Genomic DNA, 26,899 nt, shown 5'->3' with positions numbered 1-26,899 from the left:
CGCTCGCGGGTCTCATTGCTCTTCAACCGTTGAGCGCTGCACCCAGCGCCTCCGCAGCAGACGGAGGCACAGCGTCGGAGATGACCGTGAAATGGAATGGTGATGCTGGACCGGCAGCGCAGTTCCAGCCCGAACGGGATTCGAGCAGTGTGCATTTCGAGGACTTCAAGAATCTGGAACTGACTGTCTCGCAGACCAAGGACCTTGGTGATCAGACCGTTCGCGTATCGGTGAAGAACTTTGCGGGAACCGAAAGGGCGAGCGTTCTCAACGAGACAAGCGATTTTGGATACAACTACCTTCAGGCGATGCAATGCTGGGGCAATCCAAACGACCCTGCGTTCTACGAGACGTGTCAGTGGGGCGGCTGGTCTGTTGGAGCGTGGCCGCGGACGCCGGCGTACTCGGAGATGCCCGGGAAAGCAGGTGGCGCAACTCTCTGGCGCGGCGGATCCTTTGACCTCGACGTGCCCTTCCGCTCAGCGCAAGACAACCTCTTTTCGAGCATTCCCATTGGTGATGGCAACCCACTTCAGCCGATGTTCGACTCGAACACCTCGAACGAGGTATCCGTCGCACGCGTCGGCCAGGATGGGAGTGGATGGTTCGATATCGAAACTCAATCATCTGCGGCGGCACCGCAACTCGATTGCGGAAATCCGGAGCGTGCGGACGGCACACGTTGTTGGCTCGTCGTCGTACCCAGGGGGTCACATCGTGATCCTGACCTCCGTCTTGCTGACTGCGTAGGGAGTATTGTCGGGGGCTCGTATGATCGAGCGGGCATTGACCCCCGTGTGCAGGTCGGCTCGCCGATCAATCCGAGCTGCGGTTTCTGGGACAACCGAATTGTTGTACCGCTCGACTTCTCTCCAGTGGGTACCCGATGCGAAGCGGGGGAGGAAGAGCGTCGAGTTGTGGGATCTCCACTACTCGTCGGTGCGATGTCCAGTTGGCAACGCGTGCTCTGCCCGACTCTCGGAACCACTTATACCTTCTCCGCGAATCCAGATGGTGTGGCGCGTGAGCAGCTTGTTTCGGGGCAAGCAGGTCTGGCATTCACTTCCCGCCCGCTGACCCCTGAGGAATTCCCTGGCGAGGATATCAGTGAGCAACTCGACAGCATGCGCATTGTCTACGCGCCGCTTGCGGTTTCGGGCTTGACGGTTGGAATGCAGCTCATCGATGGATTCGGTCGACGTGACACATATAGTCTCACGCCGCGGATCATGGCGAAGATGCTGACTCAAAGCTATGCAGATTTGTCTCCTGGCGAAGATCTGAGTCACCTCTCAACGGTAGCCCGGTCGTATATCTCGATGCTCGACGACCCTGACTTCGCGCTCGCGGGGAATCCTCCGTCGGGAGTGTCCACCAGAGCCTTCCGGCTGGTTGTGAGTGGGCCGGCGGGTGTCGACGCCAACCGTCTCTTGTGGCAGTGGATCCAGGCCGATGTGGACGCGCGCGCATTCCTAAACGGTCAGGCTGATCCATGGGGCATGACGGTTAATCCCTACTACCTTCCGAAAGGCCATCCCGACGCGAAGGTTCCTGACATCGACTATGAAGCTGCGGTCGTCAAGACGGACCCGTCTGGCGAGGTGATCTACCGACCCGTGGGTCTGGCCCATGAAGATGGTTCGCCCCAGTCTCTTGCAACCGAAGCGATCGACACCTTTCCGAAGGCAGACGAATCGCTCAGGCCTCTGAAGGTGTATCCCTCGGTTGGAGGGGTTGCAAACGTCAACCCGACATCACGAGCCGACTCTCAGCAGTGGTCTCCGTATCAGGACACCCCGGAGCGTGTCGCGCGCCAGGTATTCCGTGCCGACACCGGTAGCGCCACGGTGTGGGATCCGTACAAGGCGAATCCGCGTGGGGACAGTGGGGATTGGGTTTCGGGTGGGCGCATGCTGCCCACTGGGCGTTTCATCGCGGGAGTGACCGACACCGCCTCGGCCGATCTTTTCGGATTGGTACTCGCACGCTTGCAGGTGCCTCGCGCCTCAGAATCCGACCCTGTTGTATTCGTCGAGCCCAGTGATGAGAGCCTCTCTCATGCTCGGGACGAGGCGGCCCCGCTCTCTGGAACAGTCGTGAGACAAGTCGATCCCGCGTCGCTGTCTGCGGAGGCATACCCGTTGACGGTCACGACGTATGCAGCCGTGCGATTGGATGGCGCTGACCCAGCGATTCTCCGTGACTATGCGAAGTTCATCGAATGGGCGACCACTGCCGGGCAAGAGCCAGGCAGCGGGCCGGGTCAGCTTCCACGTGGGTATCTCCCTCTCGATGCGGAGCAAACAGCCGAGGCGCACGAAGCCGTGTTGGAGCTCCGTGCCGCAGCTGACAGCGAAGCAGCTCGTCCCCCAGTCGCCGACTCGCCGCCCCTCGCCGGCGGTAGCGGCGGTGCAGACGGGACCAGCGGGAATGGGGCCCCCCTATCGATGGCCGACTCGCCTCTATCGCTCGGCCCGGTGAGTCCAAATACCCCCGTAGTCAGTGTCACTCCGGAGGCAACAGCCCAAGCTACAGCGAGCGTGACAGGAGCGGTCGCCCTCGGAGGGTCGCTCATCGCCGGAGTCTTCGGCCTCGCTGTGGCCCCTCTTCTTCTGAGACGAAGAAGCCTCGGCCCATGAGCCGACACGAAACCACCGTTTGAGCATGCCAGTGCCGAACGGCGGCCGGAGTGGCGATCGTCACTCCGCGCAGTTGAAAAAAGATCAAAGGAGAATATGTCATGAACAACGTATTCCGTAAGGTCGCAGTCGCTGCGGCAGCGATGGGCACTGTCGGCGTTCTCGCCTTCGGCGGCCAGGCTGCTGTTGCTGACCCGCTGCCCTTCCCGACCTACGTGGGCGTCGGCAGCGACACCACGCAGGACGTCATGAACGGCATCTCGGATGTACTCGCGCCGCTCGTCGGCTCGTACAACGCCACGGGAACCCCGTACATCCAGACCCGCTCGGGTGGTCCGGAGTTCACACGTCCGAACGGTTCGGGCAATGGCGTGAAGGCGCTCGCAGCATCGATCGTCGGCGGCAACTCGTACAACTCGGTGCTGGTCGGCGGAGTGCCTACAACGGGCAACATCGCTGGTCAGGTGGACTTCGCTCGTTCGTCGAGCGGCCCCGCCAACAACGGCGCCGCGCTCACGTACCTGCCGTTCGCGAAGGATGCCGTGACGTATGCGACGCGCACGCTGAGCACGATTCCAGACAACATCCCGCTTCGCAACAGCAGCCCGAGTGACACCTCGTCACTTACGCTCGAGAACATCTACAGCTGCCGGACTCCGCTTCTGGACGCTGCCACGTCGATCTCGTACTCGGTCGGATCCGACTCGGTGAACACGGCTGCGATCCAGCCGCTCATCCCGCAGAGTGGTTCGGGTACCCGGTCCTACTTCATCGGTCAGATCGGCCTGACTGAAGCGACGCTCGGCGCTTGCGTGTCCTCGCGCAGCAACGGAGTTCAGGAGCACGATGGCACGGCGCTCACCAAGAACGCCAACATCGTTCCGTTCTCGATCGCTCAGTACGTCGCCCAGTCCAACGGTGTCGTTGCGAGCCGTCTGGGTGCCGCGGTCGTCAAGGAGATCGATGGAGTCGAGCCGACCGAGGGAGTGGTTCCGGATCTCACCACGAACGCGGACTTCCCGGTGACGCGCGATGTCTACAACGTGGTTGAGTCGGCGCGCATCACGCCCGGCAACGTGAAGTACGACGCGACCCTTACGTCGATCTTCGTACGCACCTCCACCACGCCGCCGAGCGTCTGCCAGCAGACCCCGACGATCGTGCAGTACGGCTTCATCCCGATCGGTGTCAACTGCGGTGTCATCGCTGGTACGGCTGCGCTTCCGACGCTCCCGTAGGTGCTGAACCCTCCTCAAAAAAAGTAATTCGCCGGGGTGTCGGCTCTGCCGGCACCCCGGCTCCCACTGCTCACTACGCATCTCTCCCGGAAAGGACCGTCGTGGAAAAGCTCTCGTATGACAGCAGCCGTCGACTCGTGTCCACTGAGCCGCAACTAATCGTCCGGAGCCTCAGCCAGCCAGGTCTGTCGCATCGGTTCCCCCACCCAAACAACCCGCCGAAAAACCGGCAGAGAGGCAACACAATGAGAAGAACCCGATGGATCGCGGCGGGCGCGCTTGCGCTCGTCGTGGGCAGCATCATGACCGCGGTTCCCGCGCAGGCTGCAGACCCCGGATATCCGGGGCGTACATACCTGGGCGATTTCACGATCAACGGCTTAGCGGCGAAAGACACGACGGCGCCTTGGGCGCAGTCGATCACACTTCCGTCCGAGTGCCCTGCGACCAATCGCACGTCTGCCCTCCTTCAATTCAACCGTTACGGCAGCACCACGACTTTCGTCGGGATGGGGGGACGTGCCAGGACCACGTTCACAGATGAGCCCGGACCGGTGGTGATCACTGATCGTCTCCACCTGAGCTCGAGTCCCATCACAGCGTCGTGGGATGATCCGCTCACAGCAGGTGACTACGACGTGATCTATGTGTGTGGCGCCCCGGCAGGCGTGCAATCCGCGTATTTCAGAGCTGTCATCCATGTGGATGCTGCAGGCAATTTGAGCCTTCCGGCCAGCGAGGAGCCCGAGGAAGCTGTGGCACCGACTGTCGCGATTGCTAGCGCGACTGCGAACAACGACGGAACGGTGACCTTGTCGGCGTCAGTCACGGCGGACAGCGCGGCCGTAAGCGATGCGACGGGCAAGGTCGTCTTCGCTGCCACGGACGTTAGCGGAGAAACTGCGGTGGGCGCCGACGGTTCTGCAGCGTGGACGTCGGGAAGACTTGTTGCCGGTCAGGTATACAACTTCACCGCCAAGTACGTGCCTGGGGTCGGTGAGACCAAGTATCTCGAATCGGCTCTCTCGGCTCCGGTAACCGTCACCACCGTAGCGGAGCCGGCACTGCCGCAGGATACCGACGTGACCGTCGTGATCCCGGAGGCCGTGCAGACGGGGCTCAAGTTCACGATCACCGAAGGTGATGTGGCGCTCAGCGCTGCAACGCTCGACGCCGGCTCGTATGTCGCCGCCGGTGAGCTCGGCCAGGTCAAGGTCTCGGACAATCGTGACGTCAAGACCGCCTGGACCCTCGCGGGCGTCTCGAGCGACTTCGAGAACACCACCGACGCCACGAAGACGATCGACGGCAAGTACCTGGGCTGGGCTCCGGCCCTCGTCGGCGCGAGCAACGGCGGCACCGCCGGTGCAGCCGTCGTGGCGGGTGCGGGCAACGGTCTGAAGACGTCGAGCCCCCTCGCATCGGCTCCGGCCGGCGCGAGTGTCGTCGACACCACGGTGAAGGCCGGCATCAGCCTCAAGGCTCCCGGCGGCACCGCCGCGGGCGCGTACAAGGCGACGCTGACGCTCACCCTCATCTAGAAGTCGCACCACGAACGCCCGGGTGCCGAGACGCACCAGCTCTCGGCATCCGGGCATCGACCTCCATGACCAGTACCGCACCAGTCACCCGAAAGACGAGATGACACAGCGAAGCATGATCGGCCGTATGACCGCAGTCGCAGCCCTGGCTGCGGCCCTCAGCGGACTCGCGGCCACCCCCGCCCTGGCGGCCGACGGCGAGATCACCTGGAGTGTGCAGCCCTCCAGCCCGACCGGCCCCGACGGGCGCAACGAATTCGACTACACCGTTGCCCCGGGTTCCACCATCACGGACTACGTGTCCGTCACAAACTTCAGCGCAACCCCCATCACCTTCCGGGTGTATGCGGCCGATGCGATCACCGACTACGACACGGGCTCGTTCACGCTCATCGGCGCCGACCAGGCATCCAGCGACACGGGCTCGTGGACGAGCATCGACAACGGCGCCGCGAGCTGCGCAGACACGAGCACCGAACAGCTCGAAGCAGCCTGCGCCGCAGGCCTCGGCGTCTCCGTGACCCTGGAGCCCAACAGCAGAGCCGACCTGCCGTTCACCATCACCGTGCCGGCCGACGCGACCCCTGGGGACCATTCCGCCGGCATCGTCGCGGCCTACCAGAAGACGGATGCCGCAACCGACGGCTCGGCCGTCAACGTCTCGCAGCGCGTCGGCACTCGGATCTACCTCCGGGTCGACGGACCGCTCGAACCGGGCCTCACCGTCGCAGGCCTCGTGTCGGGCTATGACAGCGGCTGGAATCCTTTCGGGGCCGGCACCGCAAGCGTCGGATTCGACCTCACCAACTCCGGCAACACCCGGCTGAGCGCGACACCGACAGCGACCCTCACCGGCCCGTTCGGCATTCCCCTCGGCACGCTGACAGCGCCGGAGGTGCGGAACCTGCTGCCCGGGCAAGCCGCGCACGTCGTCGCCGAGGCATCCGGCATCCCACCGTTGCTCCTGCTGTTCGCCGACGTCACCGTCGCTCCCGTGCCGAGCGACGGAAAGGCGAGCGGCGACCCCCTGCCGGCCGCCGTCGCCGGCAACACCACAGCCTGGGCCGTGCCCTGGGCTCTCGTCGGGCTGCTCGCGCTCATCGCCGCCATCATCGTCGGGATCGTCTGGTATCGCCGACGAACCCGCGAACGGCTCGCCGTCGCCATCGGTGTCTACGCCGAGCAAGTGCGTCGAGAAGCTCTCGACTCAGCAGGCGACGCCCCCGATGCCGACCACGAACCCGTCACCCTCAGCCAGAGATGAGAACCGCCATCACCATGAATCGTCCCTACACCGTGAACGCCCTTGCGGCCGCCCTCGTCGCGCTGGCCCTCGCCGTCGTGCCCGCCCTCACTGCGCAGGCCGCCGACGAGATCCCACCACAGGATGCCGGCATCACGGTCACGATTCCCTCGAGCTCGCCCATCCCGTCAGACACCCCCGTTCCGACAGACGAGCCAACTGATGAGCCCACCGATGCGCCGGACGACCAGGTGCCACCCCCAGCAGGCGGAGGTGGATCCGGAGGAGGATCGGGCAGCGGAGGAGGCGCCGGCGGCGGAGGGAATGCCGGCGGTGGCGGCAGCGGCACGGTCATCCCGCCGACCGAGCCGACCATCACACCCAAGCCGGGCACGGGCGCACTCGCCGTCACAGACAAGGACATCTACACCGTCGGCGAGAACATGACGGCGAGCGCCACCGGCTACACGCCGGGGGAGCAGGTGCAGGTCGTGCTCTACAGCGATCCGATCCTCATCGGCAACTTCACCGCCGACGCGAGCGGAGCCGTCTCGACGACCTTCGCCCTGCCCCAAGAACTGCTCCCCGGCACGCACACCGTGCAGTTCACTGGATGGGCGAGCGACACGATTTCCGTCAAGAACTTCCTCATCGCGGGAGGACCCGTCGATGCCTCCGCCGGCCCGGGCGGCTCGCTGCCGTCGTGGTTCTTCTGGGCACTCGGCATCCTCGCCGTTCTCGTCGTCGCCGGTCTCGTGACCTACGTCGTGGTGCGACTCGTGCGCAGCGGCGAACCCGCGGCCCAGGCAGCGGGAGTGTGATGCCTGTGAACACGACCGTCACCCCCGAGGCCCCCGAGATCGAGCAGACGGGCACGCCCGCGCAACCCGAGACGCCCGGCACGACACGCCGATTCGGGTTGCCGAAGCGCCCGCAATCGGCGCCCGACGGCGTGACCGAGGTTCTTCCGAAGGCACCCAAACGCCCCAAGGCGCCCGGCAGGCCGGGCGGAGCCCCGAACGGCACTCCGCCCGCCGGTGGCGCTCGGCCGCCGAAGACGCCGCGCGTTCCCTCGCTGCCCGTGCTGCCGACGGCGCCCAGGCAGCTCGCACCCCGGGATGCCCGGTGGTGGATCGGTGCCGGCATCCTCACCGTCTCGCTGTTGCTGCTCGGCTTCGTCGCGCACGTGGCCGTGCTGAGCGCGTTCCAGCACCACCGCGCGCAAGACCTCGCCTACCAGGAGCTGCGCACCGCGCTCGCCAAAGCCGAAGCGCCCGTCGGCCAGCTCAACGTCGACGAGGAGATGGTGCCCATCGGCACCCCCGTCGCGCTGCTGAGCATCCCGGCGATCGGGCTCGACGAGGTCGTCTCGCAGGGAACGACGGCGAGCGCCCTTCGATCGGGACCGGGCCACCGACGCGACAGCGTTATGCCCGGCCAGGCAGGGACGAGCGTCATCTTCGGGCGGCAGACCACATACGGCGGCCCCTTCGGCGACCTCACCAAACTCCAACCCGGCGACCAGATCACCGTCGTCACCGGCCAAGGCCAGCAGACCTACGCGGTCTTCGGCCTGCGCCGTGCGGGGGACCCCCTGCCCGAGCCGCTGCGCTCCGGGTCGGGCCGCCTCGAGCTCGTGACCGCCGCAGGCCTCGCGCTCTTCCCCGACGGCGCGCTGCACGTCGACGCAGAGCTCATCAGCACGGTGCAGCAGACGCCGAGCTCGGTCATGGCCTACCAAGCCCTTCCCCCCGATGAGAAAGCCATGGGCCAGGACTCGGATGCCTGGCTCGCCGCGTTCTTCGCCCTGCTGCTGTTCATCGCCGCCGGAATCACGCTCTGGTGGCTGTGGACCGCATGGGGTCGATGGCAGACCTGGCTCGTCGGCATCCCCCTGATGCTCGTGCTCGGTGTGACCAGCGCAGACGCCGTGATGAACGCACTGCCCAACCTCCTCTGACCCGCGCCCGCCCCACGGACGCCTCCGCACTTCCAGCACAGACCGAACGGAACCCATGACAACGACATCCGACGCCACGGCGCGAGACAGCGACATCACGATCGTGCACGGTCCGGCCGCGTTCCCCGCCGACATCACGACTGTCGAGACACCCGCCGAGACACCCGTCGACGCGAGCGACATCACGACGGTGGAGACGCCCATCGAGGCCGAACCGTCAGCCGTCGAGACACCCGCCGGCAGCGACATCACGACCGTCGAGGCTCCCATCGCCGCCTCGGAGAAGGCCGAGGGGGCCGAGAAACCCGACGCCACGAGCTCGGCCGACGCCGAGGCCGAGATCGCCGCCGCACGGGTCGCCGCTCCCGCAGCGGTCGCCGCGGCCGGGCAGCTCGCCATGCTCGAAGCCCATAACATCTCGGCGTGGTTCGGCGACCACAAGGTGCTCGACCACGTCTCCCTCACCATGGAGGCCGGGCAGGTCACGGCCCTCATCGGGCCCTCCGGCTGCGGCAAGTCGACCTTCCTGCGCATCCTCAACCGCATGCACGAGCTCGTGCCCACCGCCTCCCTCGCCGGAGAGGTGCTCATCGACGGGCAGGACATCTACGACGCGAGCAAGAAGCTCACCGACGCCCGACGCGCCATCGGCATGGTCTTCCAGAAGCCCAACCCCTTCCCGGCGATGTCGATCTACGACAACGTCATCGCGGGGCTCAAGCTCACCGGCATCCGCGCGTCACGCGATGAGAAGGACATGCTCGTCGAGTCGAGCCTCATTCGAGCCGGGCTCTGGAAAGAGGTCAAGGACCGTCTGCGCAACCCCGGCGGCGGCCTCTCCGGCGGGCAGCAGCAACGTTTGTGCATCGCCCGTTCGCTTGCTGTACAACCGCGGGTGCTATTGATGGACGAGCCCTGTTCGGCACTCGACCCGACCTCCACTCGTGTCATCGAAGAGACCATGATCGAACTGCAGAAGGAGGTGACGATCGTCATCGTCACCCACAACATGCAGCAGGCCCAGCGGGTCTCTCAGAACTGCGCGTTCTTCCTCGCCTCGCAAGGCACCCCCGGAGTCATCGTCGAGCACGGCGAGACCGAGGCGATGTTCAGCGAGCCACAGGACGAGCGCACCTTCGACTACGTCAACGGCCGCTTCGGATAACCACAGCCCATGTCAGACACCCCGAACCCCGAACCCCCGGCAGACCTGCTGGGTGGGCGATACCGCCTGGGCGACCTTCTGGGCGTCGGCGGTTCGGCATCGGTGTTCGTGGCCGACGATCTGAAGGCGGAGGCGGAGCACGATCGCGCGGTCGCCGTGAAAGTGCTGCACCCGCACCTCTCGCTCGACGAGGCGGCGCGTGAGGCGTTCTTCCGCGAGGCTCGTGCCGCGCAACCGCTGCATCACGAGAACGTGGCCGCCGTGCGGGGTATGGGGGTGCACGACGGCGGCGGCATGACGATGGCCTGGATCGCCTTCGACCTCGCCCGGGGGTCGAGCCTCTCCGAGATCGTCGACGAACGCGGGGCGTTCTCGCCGAACGACGCAGTGGTCGTCATCGACGGGGTGCTGCGAGCGCTGTCGGCGGCCCACGCGCTCGGCATCGTGCACCGCGACGTGTCGCCGAGCAACGTGCTGCTCGACGGGGTGGAGAGCGGCGTCGCCGTCGCGAACGTGCGACTCGTCGACTTCGGTCTCGCGGATGCCGCGGGCCGCAGCACACTCGGATCCGACGTGCTGCTCTCCGGCACCGCGACCCCTGCCGACGGCGCAGCGCCGGCCGCAGGGGTCATCGGCAACGCGCACTACATGTCGCCCGAGCAGGCCATGGGCGACACCGTGGACGAACGCGGAGACATCTACCAGGTCGGTGCGCTGCTCTACTTCCTGCTCACCGCTCGCACGCCCTACCTGCGGGAGACCACCCGCCAGGTCATGCAGGCGCACGTCTCGGCCCCGCCGCCCGTGCCCTCCGCCCGCCGTATCGGCCTCCCGCGGTCGCTCGACCGCGTCGTCACCCGGGCGATGCGCAAAGAACCCGCCGCACGGTATCCCCATGCCGAATCGTTCCGCACGGCGCTGCACCAGGCGCTGCCGGAGGCCTTCATCGAGAGAGACCTCGAACGGGATGCCGAGGCGGATGACGCCGGGCTGCGCGAGGCGGGCACCGCCATCTACTCACCGTCGAGCGAGTCGCGCACCCAGGTGATGTCGGGCCGCGCGAGCACTCGGCCTCCCGACTATCTCGTGCCGCAGGCACCCGCCGAGGTTCCGGCGGCGAGCGCGGCGCCGCGGCAGGCCGGGGTCGCCGTTCTCGTCTTCGTGCTCGCGATCGGAGTCGGAGCGGCACTGCTGTGGGGCTGGGGCGCCTCCCAGAATCCCGCCGTCGCCGATCCGCCCGCCACGAGCGCGCCGATCGTCGAGCCCGTCGTCGACAGCTCGCCGCCCACTCCGCAGCCGACCGCGACGCCCACCCCGACCGCCCCACCCGCACCGGCCGTCGCGACGGTTCCCGAGCTCGGCAGCACACTCGACGAAGCGCGTCGCGCCCTGAGCGATGCGGGGTTCACGGTCGGCTCGATCGACCGTCTCGAATCCCCGCAGCCCGCCGACACGATCCTGTGGAGCGAGCCGGCAGCGGGCGCCTCGCTCGAGCCGGGGGCTTTTGTGCACCTCACCGTCGCATCCGGAGCCAATGCCGTGCCCGACGTCGTCGGCCTCGATCGGGCGGCGGCGACCGCGCTGCTCGAGTCGGAGGGCTTCACGGCGAGCTTCGAGGTCTGGAAGCGGGCGGATGCGACGAGCCCGGCGGTCTCGAACACCCAGCCGAGCGCCGGAGCGGTGCTGCGACTCGGCACGACGGTCTACGCCGTGCTCGTCGAGCCGCTTCCGAGCACCTCGACGCCGACCCCGGTGCCCACGACGGGCCCATCGGACGCGCCCGATCCGGACGACGGCGGCGGCGGAGGAGCCCGGTGAGCGCCACCCGTCGCAGCCTCGTGATCGCCGCGTTCGTGCTCGGCGCGGGCCTGCTCGTCTGGCTCGGGAATCTCTGGCTCGACTCCGGCCGAGACGCCCCGGGCTTCATGGTGCCCGGCGCGGCGCAGAGCGTGCCGAACCCGGACGGCAGCGTGGGCCTCCAGCAGCCCCTGCTGCAGCCGCAACTCCAGCCGGCATCGGATGCCGCGGCCGCGGCCGAAGGCGGCGTGCGCACTCTCGGCCCCGCGATCGCACAGCTCGCCGCGCCCGAGTGGGTCGCCCGAGTGTCCGCGGCGACCGGCATCCCGCAGCGCGCCGTGCAGGCCTACGCGGGGGCGTCGCTGCAGCTCGCCACAGAGCAGCCGGACTGCCGGATCGGCTGGACGACGCTCGCGGGCATCGGCGACATCGAGTCGGGGCACGGGACCCACGACGGCGCGAGCATCGACGCCTCGGGGCGCGCGGTGCCGGAGATCCTCGGCCCCGTGCTCGACGGCGGCGACACGGCGGCGATCGCCGACAGCGACGGCGGCAGCTGGGACGGCGACACCGCTTGGGATCGCGCGGTCGGCCCCCTGCAGTTCATCCCGTCGACGTGGGCGCAATGGGGCGCCGACGGCAACGGCGACGGGGTCGACGACCCGCACCAGATCGACGACGCGGCGCTCGCCGCCGGGCGTTACCTCTGTCACGGCGGAGACATGTCCACGGCTGACGGATGGCGGGGGGCCGTCTTCAGCTACAACCACCTCGACAGCTATGTGGACTCGATCGCCGCCATGGCGAACGAGTACGCACGGCTCGCTCAGGGATGACATTTCATGACGAACACGAGAACGCGGGGGCGGGCGCACCATGGTCATGCGAAGAGACAGGCGTTCGGACGGCAGGCCGTCCAAGCGCATACCGTACGTGAGACGCTCGAGGGTGAGCGGCCTGTTCCGTCGGATAGCGGAGCGCAAGACGGAGACGAGCGCGATCTTCGGATCGTTCGTGACGCCGCTCGAGATCATGTGGCAGCTCGACTCCCCGCCGAGTCCGCGACGACGACGCCCGCCGCCTCCGCACCTGCGCCTCGTCGACTGAATCCCGCCCGGAGGGGGTGACGATCGTGCGCCGTACCCCAGAGACAACGGATGTCTTCGCCGCATACCACCGCCAAGGTCGTGCTGGCCGGCTGGCGCGACGGGTCTCGCTGAGCCTCCTCGTGATCCTCGCCGTGACCGGCATCGTCTGGTCGGCCGTCACCGCGCCGCAGCCCGAAGCGGCCGCAGCCCTTCCTCTCATCTCGCAACCACCGCTGCCGGTTCCGGCCCAGGATGCCGCGGCGGCACCCGCCGCGCCGGCCGACCCCGCCGCACCACCCGCCGACGCGCCGGCCCCCTCGGATCAGGCCCCGGCAGCACCCGACGAAGGGCAGGGCCAGGCGCAGGATCCCGCGCACGACCCCGCGCAGGTCTTCGCCGGCCAGGACCCCCAGGCGCCGGCCACGCCACCCGCGACGGCGCCGAACCAGCTTCCGCGCACGGGGGAGTGGAACATCCGGATCGCGACCCGCGGCTATCAGACCGAGCTCGACCGCTGCCAGTGGGTGCGGATGGACGTCGGAGCGGTCGCGCCGATCGTCGGCGCGCACAACTATTGCGACGGGGCGATCGTGCTCGACATGCAGCCGGGCGATCTGGTGCACCTCGCGGGCACGGACCTCGACGGCGAGTACCTCGTCACGGGCAGCCGCGACGCCCACGCGGGCGACCGGGCGGACACGGCGACCGCCGGCCTCGTCGCCGACGTCATCCTGCAGACGTGCTACTGGGGCGGCGACCCCCTGCGTCTCGTCACGCTCGTCACGCACTCGTCCTGACGTTCCGCACCCCTCGGAGGATTCCGACGGCGTCCGCCCTCTCGCGTCGGGCCCGCCGTCGACCTGGCCTCGACCTCGCTGCGGGACGATTCGGTCGATATGTTGACTAGCGAAACAATTGATGATTACATGGCTTCAAACATCCGAGGTCTGCGCTCATCCGCTCCGACCTCGGAAGTCAGGTAACAACGACGTCCTGATGCCCTGGAGGCCAACGATGACCCGTCCCGAGCAGCGCAATGCTTTTCATAGACTCTCTCCGCCGGCTCCACCGCGTCGCCGGCTCGCCGGCGCCCGACGCGCCGCAGTGGCCGTGGGGGTGAGCCTCGCAATGCTCTTCCCCGCGATCGTCGTTCAGCAGACGGCATCCGCCGCTGAGCCGGCACCCGCCGACGCCATCGAGCGCATCCCCGGCCAGCCCGACACGGTGTGGTTCGACGAGCCGCTCACCACCGCGGGCGACGCCCAGCGCGAGTGGGAGAAGCGTGCGCTGCCGATCGGCAACGGCGCACTCGGCGCCGTCGTCTACGGCGGAGTCGTCAACGAGAAGCTGCAGCTCAACGAGAAGACGCTCTGGACGGGCGGCCCGGGCTCTCCCGGCGGCTACAACTACGGCAACTGGACCGACGACCGCGGCCCGGAGGACATGCAGGAGGTCCGCGACCTCATCAACAGCTCCCCGACTCAAGGCATCCCGGCGGAGGTCGTCGCCGACAAGCTCGGCTCGCCCAAGCTCAACTTCGGCTCGTACCAGACCTTCGGCGAGCTCAACGTCGACATGGCGGGCCTCGGCACGGCCACCGACTACCGCCGCGGCCTCGACATCGGCGAGTCGCTCGTCACGACGAGCTTCACGAGCGACGGCGTGCACTACACCCGCGAGTACTTCGCGAGCGCGGCCGACGACGTCATCGTCATGCGCATCACCGCCGACCAGCCGGGCAAGGTCGGCTTCACCGCCCGCCTCGACCTGCCGAACGGCCGCAACGGCGTCAGCAACACCTCGGCGGCCGGCCGCATCACGACGAAGGGCACGCTCAACAACGGCCTGCGCTTCGAATCGCAGGTGCAGGTGCTCAACCAGGGCGGCACCCGCACCGAACAGGGCCCGCAGGGCCGGGTGAGCGTCGCGAACGCCGACTCCGCAGTCGTGATCTTCAGCGCCGCGACCGACTTCGCGATGGACTACGACAATGGCTACCGCAACGGCATCGACCCGCACACCCCCGTGACCGCGGCGGTGGACGGCGCGGCGGCGAAGGGCTACACGAGCCTGCTGGAGCGCCACGAGGCCGACTACAAGGGCCTCTTCGACCGCGCATCGCTCGACCTCGGCGGCGCCGAGCTGCCGAACATCCCCACCGACGAGCTGCTCGCGCAGTACCGCGGAACGATCGACCCGGTGAGCGCACGCGCCCTCGAGTCCCTCTATTTCCAGTACGGCCGCTACCTGCTCATCTCCTCCTCGCGCGACGGCTCGCTTCCCGCCAACCTCCAGGGCGTCTGGAACCGCGTCAACAACCCGCCGTGGGATGCCGACTACCACGTCAACATCAACCTCCAGATGAACTACTGGCCGGCCGAGACCACCAACCTCAGTGAGACGACGGCGCCGTACTTCGACTACGTCGACTCGATGGTCGACCCCGGAACCGTGACCGCGAGCGAGATGTACGGCGCCCGCGGCTGGGTCACCGGCAACGAGACCAACCCCTACGGCTTCACCGGCCTGCACGAGTACCCGCAGTCGTTCTGGCAGCCGGACGCCGCCGCCTGGCTGGCGCAGCACTACTACGAGCACTACCTCTTCACCCAGGACGAGGAGTTCCTGCGTGAGCGCGCCTACCCGATGATGAAGTCGATCGCCCAGTTCTGGTTCGACTTCCTCGTCGTCGACCCGCGCGACGGCAAGCTCGTCGTCTCGCCGAGCTACTCGCCCGAGCAGGGAGAGTTCTCGGCCGGGGCATCCATCTCCCAGGAGATCGTCTGGATGCTGCTGAACCAGACCACTGAGGCTGCGCAGATCCTCGGGGAGGACGACGAGGAGTTCCTCGACGAGCTGTCGTCGACCTTCGACGACCTCGACCCGGGCCTGCGCATCGGCGAGTGGGGCCAGCTGCAGGAGTGGAAAGAGGACTGGGACCAGCAGGGCAACCAGCACCGCCACGTCAGCCACCTCGTGGGCCTCTTCCCGGGCAACCAGATCTCGCCCGCCGAGACGCCCGAGTTCGCGGCTGCGGCCGAGATCTCGCTCAACGACCGCGGCGACGGCGGAACAGGCTGGAGCAAGGCCTGGAAGATCAACTTCTGGGCGCGCCTGCTCGACGGCGACCGCTCGCACAAGATGCTGAGCGAGCAGCTCAAGGGCTCCACGCTCGACAATCTGTGGGACGACCACCCGCCGTTCCAGATCGACGGCAACTTCGGCGCCACCTCCGGCATCGCCGAGATGCTGCTGCAGAGCCACGCTGGCACGATCGACGTGCTGCCCGCACTGCCCTCGGCCTGGCCCGACGGCTCGTACCAGGGGCTCAAGGCCCGTGGCGACGTCGAGGTCGGTGCGACCTGGCAGGGCGGCTCCGCCCGCGAGATCTCGATCACCCCGGCCTCCGACGGTGAGCTCAAGGTCAGCAGCGCGATCTTCACGCCCGGCTTCTTCGACCTGGTCGACGGCGACGGCGAGTCCGTCGAGTACACGCTCGACGACAACGTCGTGACCTTCGAGGCCACGGCCGGCGAGACCTATTCGGCCACGGCCGAGCTCGCGGTGAGCATCACGGCACCCGCTGCCGCGACATCCGGCGACACGATCGAGGCCCAGGTGCAGGTGTCGGCCATCGGCACGAGCGCGATCGAGGGCGGTGAGCTCGCGATCACCCTTCCCACGGATGTCGCACCCGGCGTCGAAGGCTGGAGCGCCACCCCGGCGACCATCGACCTGCCCACCATCGCGGCCGGGCAATCGCGCACCGAGACGATCTCGATCCACGTCGGCGCCGGCAACGAGGCACGGCAATCGCCCATCACGGCGACCCTCACCGCGGGTGAGGCGAGCGTGAGCAGCACGGCGGTCGTCAGCGTCAAGCCGCCGACCCCCTGCGCCGTCCCCGACCCCGACGGCACACTGCTGGCCTGGGATCTCGGCGAGGACCCGCTGACGGACGCCTCCGGCAACGGCGTCATCCCGCGGGTGCAGGGCACGGCGGGCGTCGTGGCCGAGGGGCCGACCGGCTCCGCGCAGCAGCTCGGCGACAGCGGATACGTCACGAGCACCGACCCCGAGGCGCTCGGCTACCTCGAGGAGGCGACCTTCGCCGGCGAGTTCACGATCGACGCGGGGCAGAACAGCTACCGTCGTCTCTTCGACACGCAACCGGTGGGCAACGACTCCGAGGGCATCCTGATCGACCTCACACCGTCGAACAACGTGCGCATCATCACCTCGGGCGTCGGCACGACGACCAACGTCGTGCTGCCGACCGGGCAGTGGGTGAACCTCGCGGTGACCATCGACACGGCAGGGCTCATCACGGTCTACGTCAACGGCGTCGCGAACGCGGGCAACACGATCTCGAGCTACAAGGCGATCAACGCCTGCGCCGAGCGCACCTTCCACGTCGGTGCGAATCGTGGTGGCGGAGAACGCCAGAAGGGACTCGTCGACCGGGTCGCCGTCTTCCCGAAGGCGCTCAGCGCACAGGAGATCGCCGACTGGCAGGGCATCGCCTTCGGCGAGACGCCCCGCTGCGAGACCCCGGCCCCCGAGGGAACGCTTCTCGCCTGGGATCTCGGAGAGAGCCCCCTCACGGATGCATCGGGTCGTGACCTCACGCCCACGGTGACGGGTGCGGGCGCAGTGCTCGCCGAGGGGCCGACCGGCTCCTCGCAGGCGCTCGACGGCTCGACGTACATCTCGAGCCCGGTCACGCATCTGGGGCTGCTGCCCTCCGCGTCCTTCGCGGCCGAGGTCACGATCGCCTCGGGTCAGGACTCGCACCGACGGCTCTTCGACTTCCAGCCGGATTCGACGAACTGGGACGGCATCCTGATCGACACGCGGCCGAACAACGAGCTGCGGGTCATCACGGCCGGCGCGGAGCCCGTGCACACGGGCGTCATCCTGCCGACCGACACCTGGGTCGACCTCGTGCTCGTGATCGCCGAGACCGGTGCGATGACCGCCTACGTCGACGGCGTCGCCCACGAGGCGGGCACGATCCCGGACTACGAGGCGATCGACGGCTGCAACGAGCGTCCGATCCGCTTCGCGGCAGACCAGGGCGGCAACCAGCGCCAGCGCGGCGCGGTCGACCGCATCGCCATCTTCCCGACGGCGCTCACCGCCGAACAGGCCGCCGACTGGCAGACCCTGGCGTTCGGCGAGGAGCCGGAGCCCCAGCCGGCCGAGGTCACGAGCATCACGCCCGACAGCGGCACGGTCGACGGCGGCACGGCCGTCACGATCACGGGCACCGGCTTCGAGGGCGCGACCGGCGCGCTGTTCGGAACCGCTCCGGGCACGTCCTTCACGGTCGTGAGCGACACGCAGATCACCGTCGCGAGCCCGCCGCACGCGGTGGGCGACGTCGAGCTCGTGGTGCTGCACCCCGAGGGCGACTCCGACCCGGTCTCGTACAACTACGAGGCCAACCCGGTGGAGCCGGAGCCCGCGGTCGTCTCGGGCATCGAGCCCGCGACGGGCACGGTCGACGGCGGTACTGTCGTGACGGTCACGGGCACCGGCTTCGAGGGCGCGACGACCGCGAGCTTCGGAACCGCGACCGGCACCGCGTTCACGGTCGTGAGCGACACCCGGATCACGGTGACGAGCCCCGCGCACGCCGCAGGCGAAGTCGAGTTCGTCGTGCACCACCCGGAGGGCGACTCCGAGCCCGTCTCGTACACCTACGAGGCGAACCCGCTCGTACCGGCGGTCGTCTCGGGCATCGCGCCCGAGAAGGGCTCGGTCGACGGCGGCACGGTCGTCACCGTCACGGGCACGGGCTTCGAGGGCGCCACGGGCGTCGAGTTCGACGGAACGGCCGGCACGGCGTTCACTGTCGTGAGCGACACCCGGATCACGGTGGCGAGCCCCGCGCACGCCGCCGGGCAGGTGGAACTCGTGGTGCTGCACCCGGAGGGCGACTCGGAGCCCGTCTCGTTCCTCTACGAGGCGGACCCGACGGATCCGACCGACCCGACCGACCCGACGGATCCCACGGACCCGACGGATCCCACGGACCCGACGGATCCCACGGACCCGACCGACCCCGGTCAGCCGAGCGAGCCGGGAAGCCCCGTCGGTGACGACGAGCTGACGAGTGCGACGGAAGGCGGCATCGACGCACCCGACAACGCGCCGGCGGGCTCCCAGATCGTCGTCGTGGTCGGAGCCGAGCGCGCCGGCCAGTGGGTCTCGGTCTGGCTGCACTCGGACCCGGCGCACCTGGGCTGGCACCAGGTCGACGCCAACGGCTACATCGGCGTCACCCTGCCGCTCGATGTGACCGGAGCGCACCGTCTCGTCGTCCTCGACGCCGACGGCGCGGTCATCGGATGGAAATGGATAACGCTCACGGACGGCACGGCGAACCCGGGAACGGGCGGCGGCAGCGCGATCGCGGCCACCGGCGTCGACCTCACGACCGGCCTGAGCCTGGCGTTGCTGATCCTCGTAGCGGGAGTCGCGGTCTTGGTGGTTCGCCGACGACGCGTACGCGAGGACAGCACGGGTGACGGAGGCTCGACTCTGAGGTAGCCCCTCGCCCACAGGATGCCGCACGTTCGAGGAGGGCGTGCGGCATCCGCTTTCTCAGCCGGTCCCGCCCGGTACACCGCAGGCCGCTACGCTGTGCTGCAAGCACCGAACCGAGGGGACCAGGGCCATGCCGAAGAAGTCAGAGTTCATCCACGTCAACCCGCTCTTCGCCCGCCCGGGGGAGGACACCCTGGCGCCCCGGTACACGCTCGGGGCGGGCCAGATGCTGCCCGAGACCGCCTACCAGGTCGTGCACGACGAGACCATGCTCGACGGCAACGCACGGCTCAACCTCGCGACCTTCGTCGGCACCTGGATGGACGACCAGGCGTCGAGGCTCTACAGCGAGTCGTTCGACAAGAACATGATCGACAAGGACGAGTACCCGCAGACCGCGGCCATCGAAGAGTACTGCTGGAAGATCATCGCCGACCTCTGGCACGCGCCCTCACCGGAGACGACGATCGGCACGTCGACGATCGGCTCGTCGGAGGCCTGCATGCTCGGAGGCCTCGCGTTCAAGCGGCGGTGGCAGCATGCGCGCCGTGCCGCTGGTCTCTCCACCGAGAAGCCGAATCTCGTCATGAGCTCGGCCGTGCAGGTGTGCTGGGAGAAGTTCTGCAACTACTGGGAGGTCGAGCCGCGCTACGTGCCCGTGACCGAGGAGCACCCCTTCTTCGACGGCCACGAGCTCGGGAAGTACGTCGACGAGAACACGATCGGCGTCGTCGCGATCATGGGCGTCACGTACACGGGAGCCTACGAGCCGGTCGCCGAGATCGCCGCTGCGCTCGACGCGATCCAGGAGGCGAGCGGATACGACATCCCGATCCACGTCGACGCGGCCTCGGGCGGAATGGTCGCGCCGTTCCTGCAGCCCGACCTCGCGTGGGACTTCCGCGTCGAGCGGGTGCACTCGATCAGCACCTCGGCGCACAAGTACGGCCTCGTCTACCCGGGGCTCGGATGGGTGGTCTGGCGCAGCCCGCAGATGCTGCCGGAAGACCTGATCTTCACCGTCAGCTACCTCGGCGGCAGCATGCCGACCCTCGCGCTCAACTTCTCGCGGCCCGGCGCGCAGGTGCTGCTGCAGTACTACCTGTTCCTGCGCCTAGGCCACGACGGCTACCGCGCCGTGCAGCAGGCGTCGCAGGATGTCGCGCACTACCTCGCCCACGGCATCGAGGAGATCGGGCCGTTCGAGCTGCTCGGCGACGGCTCCGACATCCCCGTGTTCGCCTGGCGGCTGAAAGACGGCCACACCGACAACTGGAACCTCTTCCACCTCTCCGACCGGCTGCGCTCGCGAGGCTGGCTCGTTCCCGCGTACCCGATGCCCGACGACATGTCCGACGTGATCGTGCAGCGCATCGTCGTGCGCAACGGCCTCAGCCTCGACCTCGCCAGCAAGCTGCTCGACGCGATCCAGGAGGAGACGGCCTACCTCGACAAGCTCGAGAGCCCCATGCCCGTCGAGGGCCAGCATCCCGGCTTCACCCACTGAGGGCCGTCTTCCTCGCCTTTCTTCTCTGCGTGCTCAAAACGACGGAGATTCTGGCCGAAAAGTGCCCTGAGTGCCCGAAAAGGCCGTCAGGATGCCGAATCTCCGTCGTTTTGAGTGGGGACGGGCAGGGGAGGGTGTCAGACGTCGAGCGACTCGTTCGGCGCGAGCGCGTGGAACTCTCCGCCGCCCTGCTCGGTCGCGGCCGCGATGCGGTCGTTCGCCATCTGCTTGCCGGCGACCGAGAGCACCATCTCGTGGGTCGGGAAGCTGTGGCGCGGCTTCACGGCGGTCACGAAGTCGATGACCTCGCCGATCTTGAGCCACGGGGCGCCGGCCGGCACGGCGAGCGTGTCGACCTCGACGCCCTCCGGGATCGTGAACGAGTCGCCGGCGTAGTAGAGCGTGTCGTTGACGAGCACCCCGAGGTTCTGCACGAGGGGGATCGAGGAGTGGATGACGGCGTGCTGGCCGCCGAAGAAGCGCAGCGTGTAGGGCTCGACCTCGACCGTCTCGCCCGCCGAGACGACCGTGACGTCGAAGCCCTCGACGACCGCGGCGACGCCCGCCGGGGCGAAGATCCGGGCATCCGGGTTCTTGTCGACGATGCGTTTGAGCTGCTCGGGGGTCCAATGGTCGGCATGCTCGTGCGTGATGACGATCGCGACCGTGTTCGCGGCCTCCGTGATCGCCGTGGTGAACATACCCGGGTCGATGATGAGCTTCTTGCCTGACTCTTCGAGCACGAGGCAGGCGTGCTCCAGTTTCGTGATGCGCATCCTCTCAGCAAATACCCAATCGAGCCTCCGTGCAACACGACGCGAGGGTTCTCGGCCCGTGCATTGCGCACTCCCAGACAGGCCATAATCGAGCAATGACCCGAGCTCGAACGGGCCACGTCGTCGTGGCCGTCAACCCCCGTGCGGCGTTCGGGCGGCACCGCGACGTCGGGCCCCGTGTCGTCGCCGCCCTGCGGGGTGGGGGATACGGGGTCACGGCGCTCCTGGAGCCCGACTACGCGACGTTGCGGAGCGCGGCGGCCTCCGCCCTCGCCCGGCCCGACGGCGGCTGCGCAGACGCCCTCGTGGTCGTCGGCGGAGACGGCATGGTGAGCCTCGGCGCCAACCTGGTCGCGCAGACGGGCATCCCGCTCGGCATCGTGCCCTCGGGCACGGGCAACGACATGGCCCGCGGGCTCGGGATACCCCTCGACGACACGGATGCCGCGATCGCCGTGCTCACGCGGGCGCTCGGTTGCGGCATCCCGGGCAGCCCCGTCGTGGTCCCGGGGCCGATCATCACCCGCACGATCGACGCCGGCCGGGTGCACCACGCCGACGGCACGACCTGGTTCGCCTCCGTGGTGTCGGCGGGGTTCGACGCCCGGGTGAACGAGCGCGCCAACGGCATGCGGAGGCCGCGGGGCGCGAGCCGCTACACGATCGCCATGGTGCGCGAGCTGATCGGGCTGCGCGCCATCCGCTATTCGCTCGTCGTCGACGGGCAGGCCCGCGAGCTCGACGCGCTGCTGATCTCGGTCGCGAACAACGGATCGATCGGGGGCGGCATGAGGATCGCGCCCGACGCGCGCCTCGACGACGGGGCGCTCGATCTCTTCGTCGTCGCACCGCTCTCGCGGATCGGTCTCATGCGGGTCTTCCCCCGGGTCTTCCGCGGTACTCACACGAGCCTTCCGCAGGTCTCGCTCGAGCGGGTCCGATCGGTCGCCCTCGACGCGCCCGGGGTCGTCGCCTACGCCGACGGGGAACGGATCGGCCCCCTGCCGGTGACGATCGAGGTCGTCGCTGGGGCGCTGCGCGTGCTCGCCTGACGTCGCACGCGCGCGAGACGCCGCCGTGGTTTGGATGACCCTCGGGAGTGTGGCATACTCGATGAGTTGCAAAAACGGCCCCATCGTTTAGCGGCCTAGGACGTCGCCCTCTCACGGCGGTAACGCGGGTTCGAATCCCGCTGGGGTCACCAACAAGAAAACCCCCGGTCATCCGGGGGTTTTTGCGTTCCTGTCGGAGTGCTTCGCGGAAGCCCTACGCGGCCTTTGGCAACAGATTGGCAACATCTGATTGCATCGCGGCCGCGTTGAGCGCCGTGGCAACACCGTCCAGGTCGTCATCGAACAGGTCGGCGTACACGTCGAGCGTCACTGCGGCCGAGGCGTGCCCCAGCATCCGCTGCACTGCCTTGACGTTCGCCCCCGCGCTCACCGCCAGCGACGCGGCCGTGTGCCGCAGCTCGTGCGGCGTGAGGCCCTTGATCCCGACCGTCGCCGCCGCGTCATCGAACCAGCCGACCCGGAAGACGTGGTTCCGAAGCCAGGTGCCCGTGCGGATGCCGTAGAACACCGGGGCGTCGGCCGGGCGACCGGCGATCTGCGCGCGGAGCAGCCCGACGAGGAAGGCCGGGATCGGGATGCTCCGGTGCTCGTAGTCCTTCGGCGGCTCGATCCGCTGATAGCCCTTGTCGGCCACGACGGTCTGCTCGACCGTCAGCCGCGGGTTCTTCGCGTCGAGGTCGAGGTCGCGGATGCGGAGCCCGGACAGCTCGCCCCAGCGGAGGCCGCAGTAAGCGAGCACGAGGACGACGAGGCCGTAGCCGTGCTCGCGGCCATCCTTCTTCTCGTCAATGGCCTTGGCGAGCGCGGCGACCTGATCGTGGGACAGGTATCGCTTGCGCGACTTCGTTGGCTTCGGGAGCTTGAGCCGCTGAGCCGGGTTGGACGGCAGCCGCCCGTCCTCGACCGCGAACCGCAGCGCACCCGACAGCACGTTCACGATCTTGCGCACCGTCGCCGGCGCGCCGGGCAGCGCCGAGGCCCACTCCTGCACGCGGAGCCGCGCGAGGTTGCCGATCGGGATGGTGCCGAGTTCGGGGACGATGTGCTTCTCGATGATGTTCTCGACGCGGCTGCGGGTCGTCGCCCGCAGATCGCCGCGCGCCGCCAGCCAGGTCTGGAGCCAGTCGGCCACGGTCACCCGCGCCAGCGACGGGTCGAGGTAGCGGCCCTGGGCGATGTCGACCTCCGTGGTCGCCAAGAACAGCTCTGCCGCCTTCTTCGTGGTGAACCCGCGCTTCTGCGTCTGCTTCTTGTCGGGCCGCCGGTACAGCGCCCGATAGCGGCGGCCCTTGGCCGTCTCGTAGGACTCGATGCTTCCCATGTCCGCCCCGTCCTACTGCCGCAGCCCGGCAAGGCGCTCGACGTCGACGCGGCGGTAGACGCGCTTGTGCTGGGTGAGCCGAATCGGCTCCACCGGGGCACGGCCGTCCAGGGCGAGGGTGCGAAGGGTCGTGCGGTGGATGCCGAGCAGCGCGGCCGTCTCCTCCTCGGAGTAGAACAGCGGCGTCGGCCCGGTTCGCACGGCGGCCTCGGCATCCTCGCCCATCGCGACCTCCTTCCGACGCAACACTCACTGAGATAATCGCTAGTGTCTCAGATTAGACCACAAAACAGGGATAACGGCAAGTACCTTAGATAACTCCCAGACTCGCTACACTCGGGATATGCCCGCATCACCTCGACGCCCCGGCGATCAGTCCTACGACGGCCTGATCATCTCGGCCGATCTGCCCGACGGTTGGTACCTGCCGTCCCGGTTTCCCGGTGAGCGGGACGACGACGCGAGCGAGCAGATCGACGCGATCCTGGGCTACAACGACCAGGCGGTGACCGAAGGCCAGCGGCAGGCGCAACTCGACTCGGAGGCGAACGAGACGATCGACGGGCGCTGGCGCTACATCGAACACACCGCCACGGCGACCCGCGTGCTGATCCGCCTCCAGCGGCAGACCTTCGCCGTCCCGGAGGAGGTCCGGATCACCGGCGTCATCTACCTGCCGTGGCGACCGGGCGACCCGATCACCAGCCAACTCTTGCGCGAGTTGCCGACGGCGAGGATCGAGGCGGCGATCAACAAGCGGCTGTTCGCCATGACACGCACCGAGACGATCACCGGCGGCAAGATCGTCCTGCCCTCCGGCCGCAAGGTATCCGAGCGCGACCTACTCAAGCCGTTGGGCGATCCGAAGCGGACCCCGGACTTCTACGAACTGGTCGCTCTCCAGCACGGCCGGCTGGCCGGCCAGGGTGACCCAAACCCCTCGGCGACGATAGCCGAGATCAGCGGCGTTCCGCTCAAGACCGTGCAGGGTTGGGTCACCCGAGCCCGCGCCCGTGGGCTGCTCCCTCCCGGACGACAGGGCAGAGCCGGATAGCCATCGCCTCGTGGGTGGCCAGCGCATCCGGTTCGAGACTGTGCGCCTATCGGATGGGGCCGAGAGATGTGCTCCTGTCGGGCGCGCGGTGTGCTTAGGCTCGCGCGACGCGCACGATTCCGACGATGACCATGACGAGCCCGGCGATGCCGACGAGGATTCCGGCGACGGTGAGCCAGAGGAAGGGGCCGAAGAGCCCTGCCAGATCGAACGCGGGCGCGGTGACGACCGGGACGGTGGTGTCGCACGCGATGGTGTAGTCGCCCGCAGCGGTCGGGGTGATGCTGGCGAAGGACTCGTAGGTGGTGCCGTTCACAAGGGTGTTCAGGGCGCTGGCCGGTTCGAACACGACGGCTGCTTCGGCATCGGGCGCGGTGGCGGTGCAGTCCTCGTGGCTGATCTGCCCGAGCTGGGGCACGGGGGCGACGAGATAGACCTTCTTCCCGGCATCGAGCGCGATGGTCGCCTCGGGCCGCACGTCGGCGGCGCTTCCGGCGACGCTGAGACTGGTGGGGATCATGGAGAGGGTTCCGGCGATGACGCCGAGGACGGGGCCGGCGAGGACGAGCACCGCGCCGAGGACGAGAAGCACGATGCTTCCGGTGCGGGACCGGCGAGCGGGTGCGGTAGTGGTCATGGTGAGATTCCTTCCGGTTCAGTAGTCGGTGCGGTGTGGACGGTGAAGGGCGCGCGCGGACACCCGTGCTGGATCGGTCCTCAGTTGGCCTCGGTGTCGCCGCGGTGGGCGATGCCTGTGGCGAGTCCGTAGCCGATCGGGATGAACATGGCGAAGGGGGCCAGCAGCGGCGTGAAGAGCGCGACCCAGGGGGCGAAGAACGCCAGGACGCAGGTAAGTACGCCCACGCCGATGAACGGCCACACGAGCTTGCGAGCGGAGCGGCGGAACCCCTCGCGGTAGCCGTCGATGAACCCGCGGGTGCTCGCGGGGAAGAACGACCGCTGTTCGTCGGTCAGCGGCGCGAACTTGCCCAGGTAGTTGCCGAGCACGATCAGCAGCAGGCCCAGGCAGAATGCGAGCACGCCGATCCCGAGCGTGAGCCCGATGTCCGCGGCGAGAGACAGCCCCAGGGCGTGCAGCCCGACGAACGTGACCGAGACGCCGATCAGCGACATCGTGGAGGCCCACCTGTTGGTCTGATCCGTCTTCCACAGCGGGACGCTCGCCGCGCTCGCCACCCGCCGGCGGATCGGCTGGGCCACCAGCACGATCACGGTCAGGAGTGTCAGCAGGGCGGGCATGAACACCGCGAACGGCCAGCCGGGTACGACGAGCGTGGAGCCGTCACGCTGGGTCGCTCCCACACCTTCGGCCAGCAGCGGCCACGCCCACACGCTCGCGGCGACCATGAGCAGCACCGACACCAGCGCGACGGCCCCGCCCAGCCACGGCACGCTCCCGCGTCCCGCCGATTCTTGCGTGCTCATGATCGTTCTCCCTTCTCGTCCCCGCCGGTTCCGAGGTTCAGCATGGTCAGGAACGAGGTCAGCGCGTCCTCCACGACGGTCGTGTTCACCCGGTAGCGGATGCTCGTGCCCCGACGCTCGCCGGCGATCAGGTCGGCGTTTTTGAGGATGTTCAGGTGTCCCGAGAGCGTCGGCGCGGGAACGCCCAACCGCTCGGCCAGCTCCCCGGCCAGCAGTGACTCGTTCTCGCGCAGCACCCGCAGGATGTCCCGTCGCGTCGGATGCGCGAGAGCGTGGAACACACCATCGCCAGCCATCACTCATTCCTTATTTCGGTAAATACCAAAATAGCAGGCTGCATTCGGTTCTGGCAAGACTCCGGCACAAACGTCTCTATCCGCCGACCCCAGCCTCAGCTCGCGGTGACGACGCACAGCCCACACCCGCTCTTTCAGCGTGCGGGGTCGTGCCGGCTGCCGCAAGCCGCTCGCTGCGCTCGGGCATTGCGGCCTCCGTCCCG

General features: G+C 68.2%; 21 protein-coding genes and 1 tRNA gene. 16 read left to right on the top strand and 6 right to left on the bottom strand.

Annotated elements, in window-relative coordinates:
- Positions 1-80 precede the first annotated feature (80 nt).
- The 13 genes from CLV54_RS17460 (at position 81) to gad (ending at position 20,730) form a co-directional block, all read left to right on the top strand.
- On the top strand, positions 81-2,639 hold the full coding sequence (locus CLV54_RS17460) for a hypothetical protein (protein ID WP_157802856.1): 2,559 nt from the start codon (positions 81-83) through the stop codon (positions 2,637-2,639).
- Positions 2,640-2,740: 101 nt separating this feature from the next.
- Complete coding sequence (locus CLV54_RS06865; RefSeq protein ID WP_157802855.1) at positions 2,741-3,877, top strand: hypothetical protein; 1,137 nt, start codon at positions 2,741-2,743, stop codon at positions 3,875-3,877.
- 245 nt (positions 3,878-4,122) lie between these two features.
- Positions 4,123-5,418, top strand: coding sequence for a WxL domain-containing protein (locus CLV54_RS17455; RefSeq protein WP_157802854.1), 1,296 nt, complete (start codon positions 4,123-4,125; stop codon positions 5,416-5,418).
- A gap of 127 nt (positions 5,419-5,545) precedes the next feature.
- Positions 5,546-6,682, top strand: coding sequence for a WxL protein peptidoglycan domain-containing protein (locus tag CLV54_RS06855; RefSeq protein WP_157802853.1), 1,137 nt, complete (start codon positions 5,546-5,548; stop codon positions 6,680-6,682).
- A 14-nt stretch (positions 6,683-6,696) separates the two neighbouring features.
- Positions 6,697-7,482 (top strand): hypothetical protein, encoded by a 786-nt coding sequence (locus CLV54_RS17450; RefSeq protein ID WP_157802852.1) that lies wholly within the window; start codon positions 6,697-6,699, stop codon positions 7,480-7,482.
- A 5-nt stretch (positions 7,483-7,487) separates the two neighbouring features.
- Entirely contained in the window at positions 7,488-8,621 is a 1,134-nt protein-coding gene (locus CLV54_RS06845) for a sortase (protein WP_157802851.1), read from the top strand.
- A 397-nt stretch (positions 8,622-9,018) separates the two neighbouring features.
- The gene (locus CLV54_RS06840; RefSeq protein ID WP_211294485.1) at positions 9,019-9,786 is read left to right on the top strand and encodes a phosphate ABC transporter ATP-binding protein; all 768 of its coding nucleotides are present in this window, start codon (positions 9,019-9,021) and stop codon (positions 9,784-9,786) included.
- Positions 9,787-9,795: 9 nt separating this feature from the next.
- Positions 9,796-11,604, top strand: coding sequence for a protein kinase domain-containing protein (locus CLV54_RS06835; RefSeq protein WP_100344173.1), 1,809 nt, complete (start codon positions 9,796-9,798; stop codon positions 11,602-11,604).
- The gene (locus tag CLV54_RS06830; RefSeq protein WP_245861450.1) at positions 11,601-12,419 is read left to right on the top strand and encodes a lytic transglycosylase domain-containing protein; all 819 of its coding nucleotides are present in this window, start codon (positions 11,601-11,603) and stop codon (positions 12,417-12,419) included. The genes CLV54_RS06835 and CLV54_RS06830 overlap by 4 nt, the downstream gene beginning before the upstream one ends.
- A gap of 97 nt (positions 12,420-12,516) precedes the next feature.
- On the top strand, positions 12,517-12,690 hold the full coding sequence (locus CLV54_RS17445; RefSeq protein WP_157802850.1) for a hypothetical protein: 174 nt from the start codon (positions 12,517-12,519) through the stop codon (positions 12,688-12,690).
- Positions 12,691-12,715: 25 nt separating this feature from the next.
- Positions 12,716-13,468, top strand: coding sequence for a hypothetical protein (locus CLV54_RS06825; protein ID WP_157802849.1), 753 nt, complete (start codon positions 12,716-12,718; stop codon positions 13,466-13,468).
- A gap of 319 nt (positions 13,469-13,787) precedes the next feature.
- A complete protein-coding gene (locus tag CLV54_RS06820) occupies positions 13,788-19,226 on the top strand; it encodes a glycosyl hydrolase family 95 catalytic domain-containing protein (protein WP_157802848.1) in 5,439 nt (1,812 codons plus the stop codon).
- 127 nt (positions 19,227-19,353) lie between these two features.
- The gene (gad, locus tag CLV54_RS06815; protein ID WP_100344170.1) at positions 19,354-20,730 is read left to right on the top strand and encodes a glutamate decarboxylase; all 1,377 of its coding nucleotides are present in this window, start codon (positions 19,354-19,356) and stop codon (positions 20,728-20,730) included.
- A gap of 137 nt (positions 20,731-20,867) precedes the next feature.
- Here the strand turns inward: gad and CLV54_RS06810 are convergent, their stop codons facing one another.
- Positions 20,868-21,506: an MBL fold metallo-hydrolase gene (locus CLV54_RS06810; RefSeq protein WP_100344169.1), complete on the bottom strand. Its 639-nt coding sequence runs from the start codon at positions 21,504-21,506 to the stop codon at positions 20,868-20,870.
- 95 nt (positions 21,507-21,601) lie between these two features.
- Between CLV54_RS06810 and CLV54_RS06805 the strand changes: the two genes are divergently transcribed.
- Together CLV54_RS06805 and CLV54_RS06800 are read left to right on the top strand one after the other, a co-directional pair.
- Positions 21,602-22,558 (top strand): diacylglycerol kinase family protein, encoded by a 957-nt coding sequence (locus tag CLV54_RS06805; RefSeq protein WP_100344168.1) that lies wholly within the window; start codon positions 21,602-21,604, stop codon positions 22,556-22,558.
- A gap of 76 nt (positions 22,559-22,634) precedes the next feature.
- Positions 22,635-22,710, top strand: a tRNA-Glu gene (locus tag CLV54_RS06800).
- A 62-nt stretch (positions 22,711-22,772) separates the two neighbouring features.
- Here the strand turns inward: CLV54_RS06800 and CLV54_RS06795 are convergent.
- Both CLV54_RS06795 and CLV54_RS06790 read right to left on the bottom strand, forming a co-directional pair.
- Positions 22,773-23,900 carry a site-specific integrase gene (locus CLV54_RS06795; protein ID WP_100344167.1) on the bottom strand — a complete coding sequence of 376 codons (1,128 nt, stop codon included), beginning with the start codon at positions 23,898-23,900 and terminating at the stop codon, positions 22,773-22,775.
- A 12-nt stretch (positions 23,901-23,912) separates the two neighbouring features.
- Positions 23,913-24,125 carry a helix-turn-helix transcriptional regulator gene (locus CLV54_RS06790; RefSeq protein WP_100344166.1) on the bottom strand — a complete coding sequence of 71 codons (213 nt, stop codon included), beginning with the start codon at positions 24,123-24,125 and terminating at the stop codon, positions 23,913-23,915.
- 118 nt (positions 24,126-24,243) lie between these two features.
- Here CLV54_RS06790 and CLV54_RS06785 point away from each other — a divergent pair, with 118 nt between their 5' ends.
- Positions 24,244-24,954 carry a hypothetical protein gene (locus CLV54_RS06785; protein WP_100344165.1) on the top strand — a complete coding sequence of 237 codons (711 nt, stop codon included), beginning with the start codon at positions 24,244-24,246 and terminating at the stop codon, positions 24,952-24,954.
- A gap of 94 nt (positions 24,955-25,048) precedes the next feature.
- On the opposite strand, the gene CLV54_RS06780 is transcribed toward CLV54_RS06785, so the two are convergent.
- The 3 genes from CLV54_RS06780 to CLV54_RS06770 all read right to left on the bottom strand — a co-directional run bounded on the left by CLV54_RS06780 (position 25,049) and on the right by CLV54_RS06770 (position 26,696).
- Positions 25,049-25,591 carry a hypothetical protein gene (locus tag CLV54_RS06780; RefSeq protein WP_100344164.1) on the bottom strand — a complete coding sequence of 181 codons (543 nt, stop codon included), beginning with the start codon at positions 25,589-25,591 and terminating at the stop codon, positions 25,049-25,051.
- Positions 25,592-25,671: 80 nt separating this feature from the next.
- On the bottom strand, positions 25,672-26,400 hold the full coding sequence (locus CLV54_RS06775) for a hypothetical protein (RefSeq protein WP_100344163.1): 729 nt from the start codon (positions 26,398-26,400) through the stop codon (positions 25,672-25,674).
- On the bottom strand, positions 26,397-26,696 hold the full coding sequence (locus CLV54_RS06770; RefSeq protein ID WP_100344162.1) for a metalloregulator ArsR/SmtB family transcription factor: 300 nt from the start codon (positions 26,694-26,696) through the stop codon (positions 26,397-26,399). The genes CLV54_RS06775 and CLV54_RS06770 overlap by 4 nt, the downstream gene beginning before the upstream one ends.
- Positions 26,697-26,899 lie beyond the last annotated feature (203 nt).

This window comes from Compostimonas suwonensis, assembly GCF_002797855.1.
Taxonomy (GTDB): Bacteria; Actinomycetota; Actinomycetes; order Actinomycetales; family Microbacteriaceae; genus Compostimonas; species Compostimonas suwonensis.
Note: the sequence above shows the minus strand (reverse complement) of the source record. Positions and strands in the feature narration are given on the sequence as shown.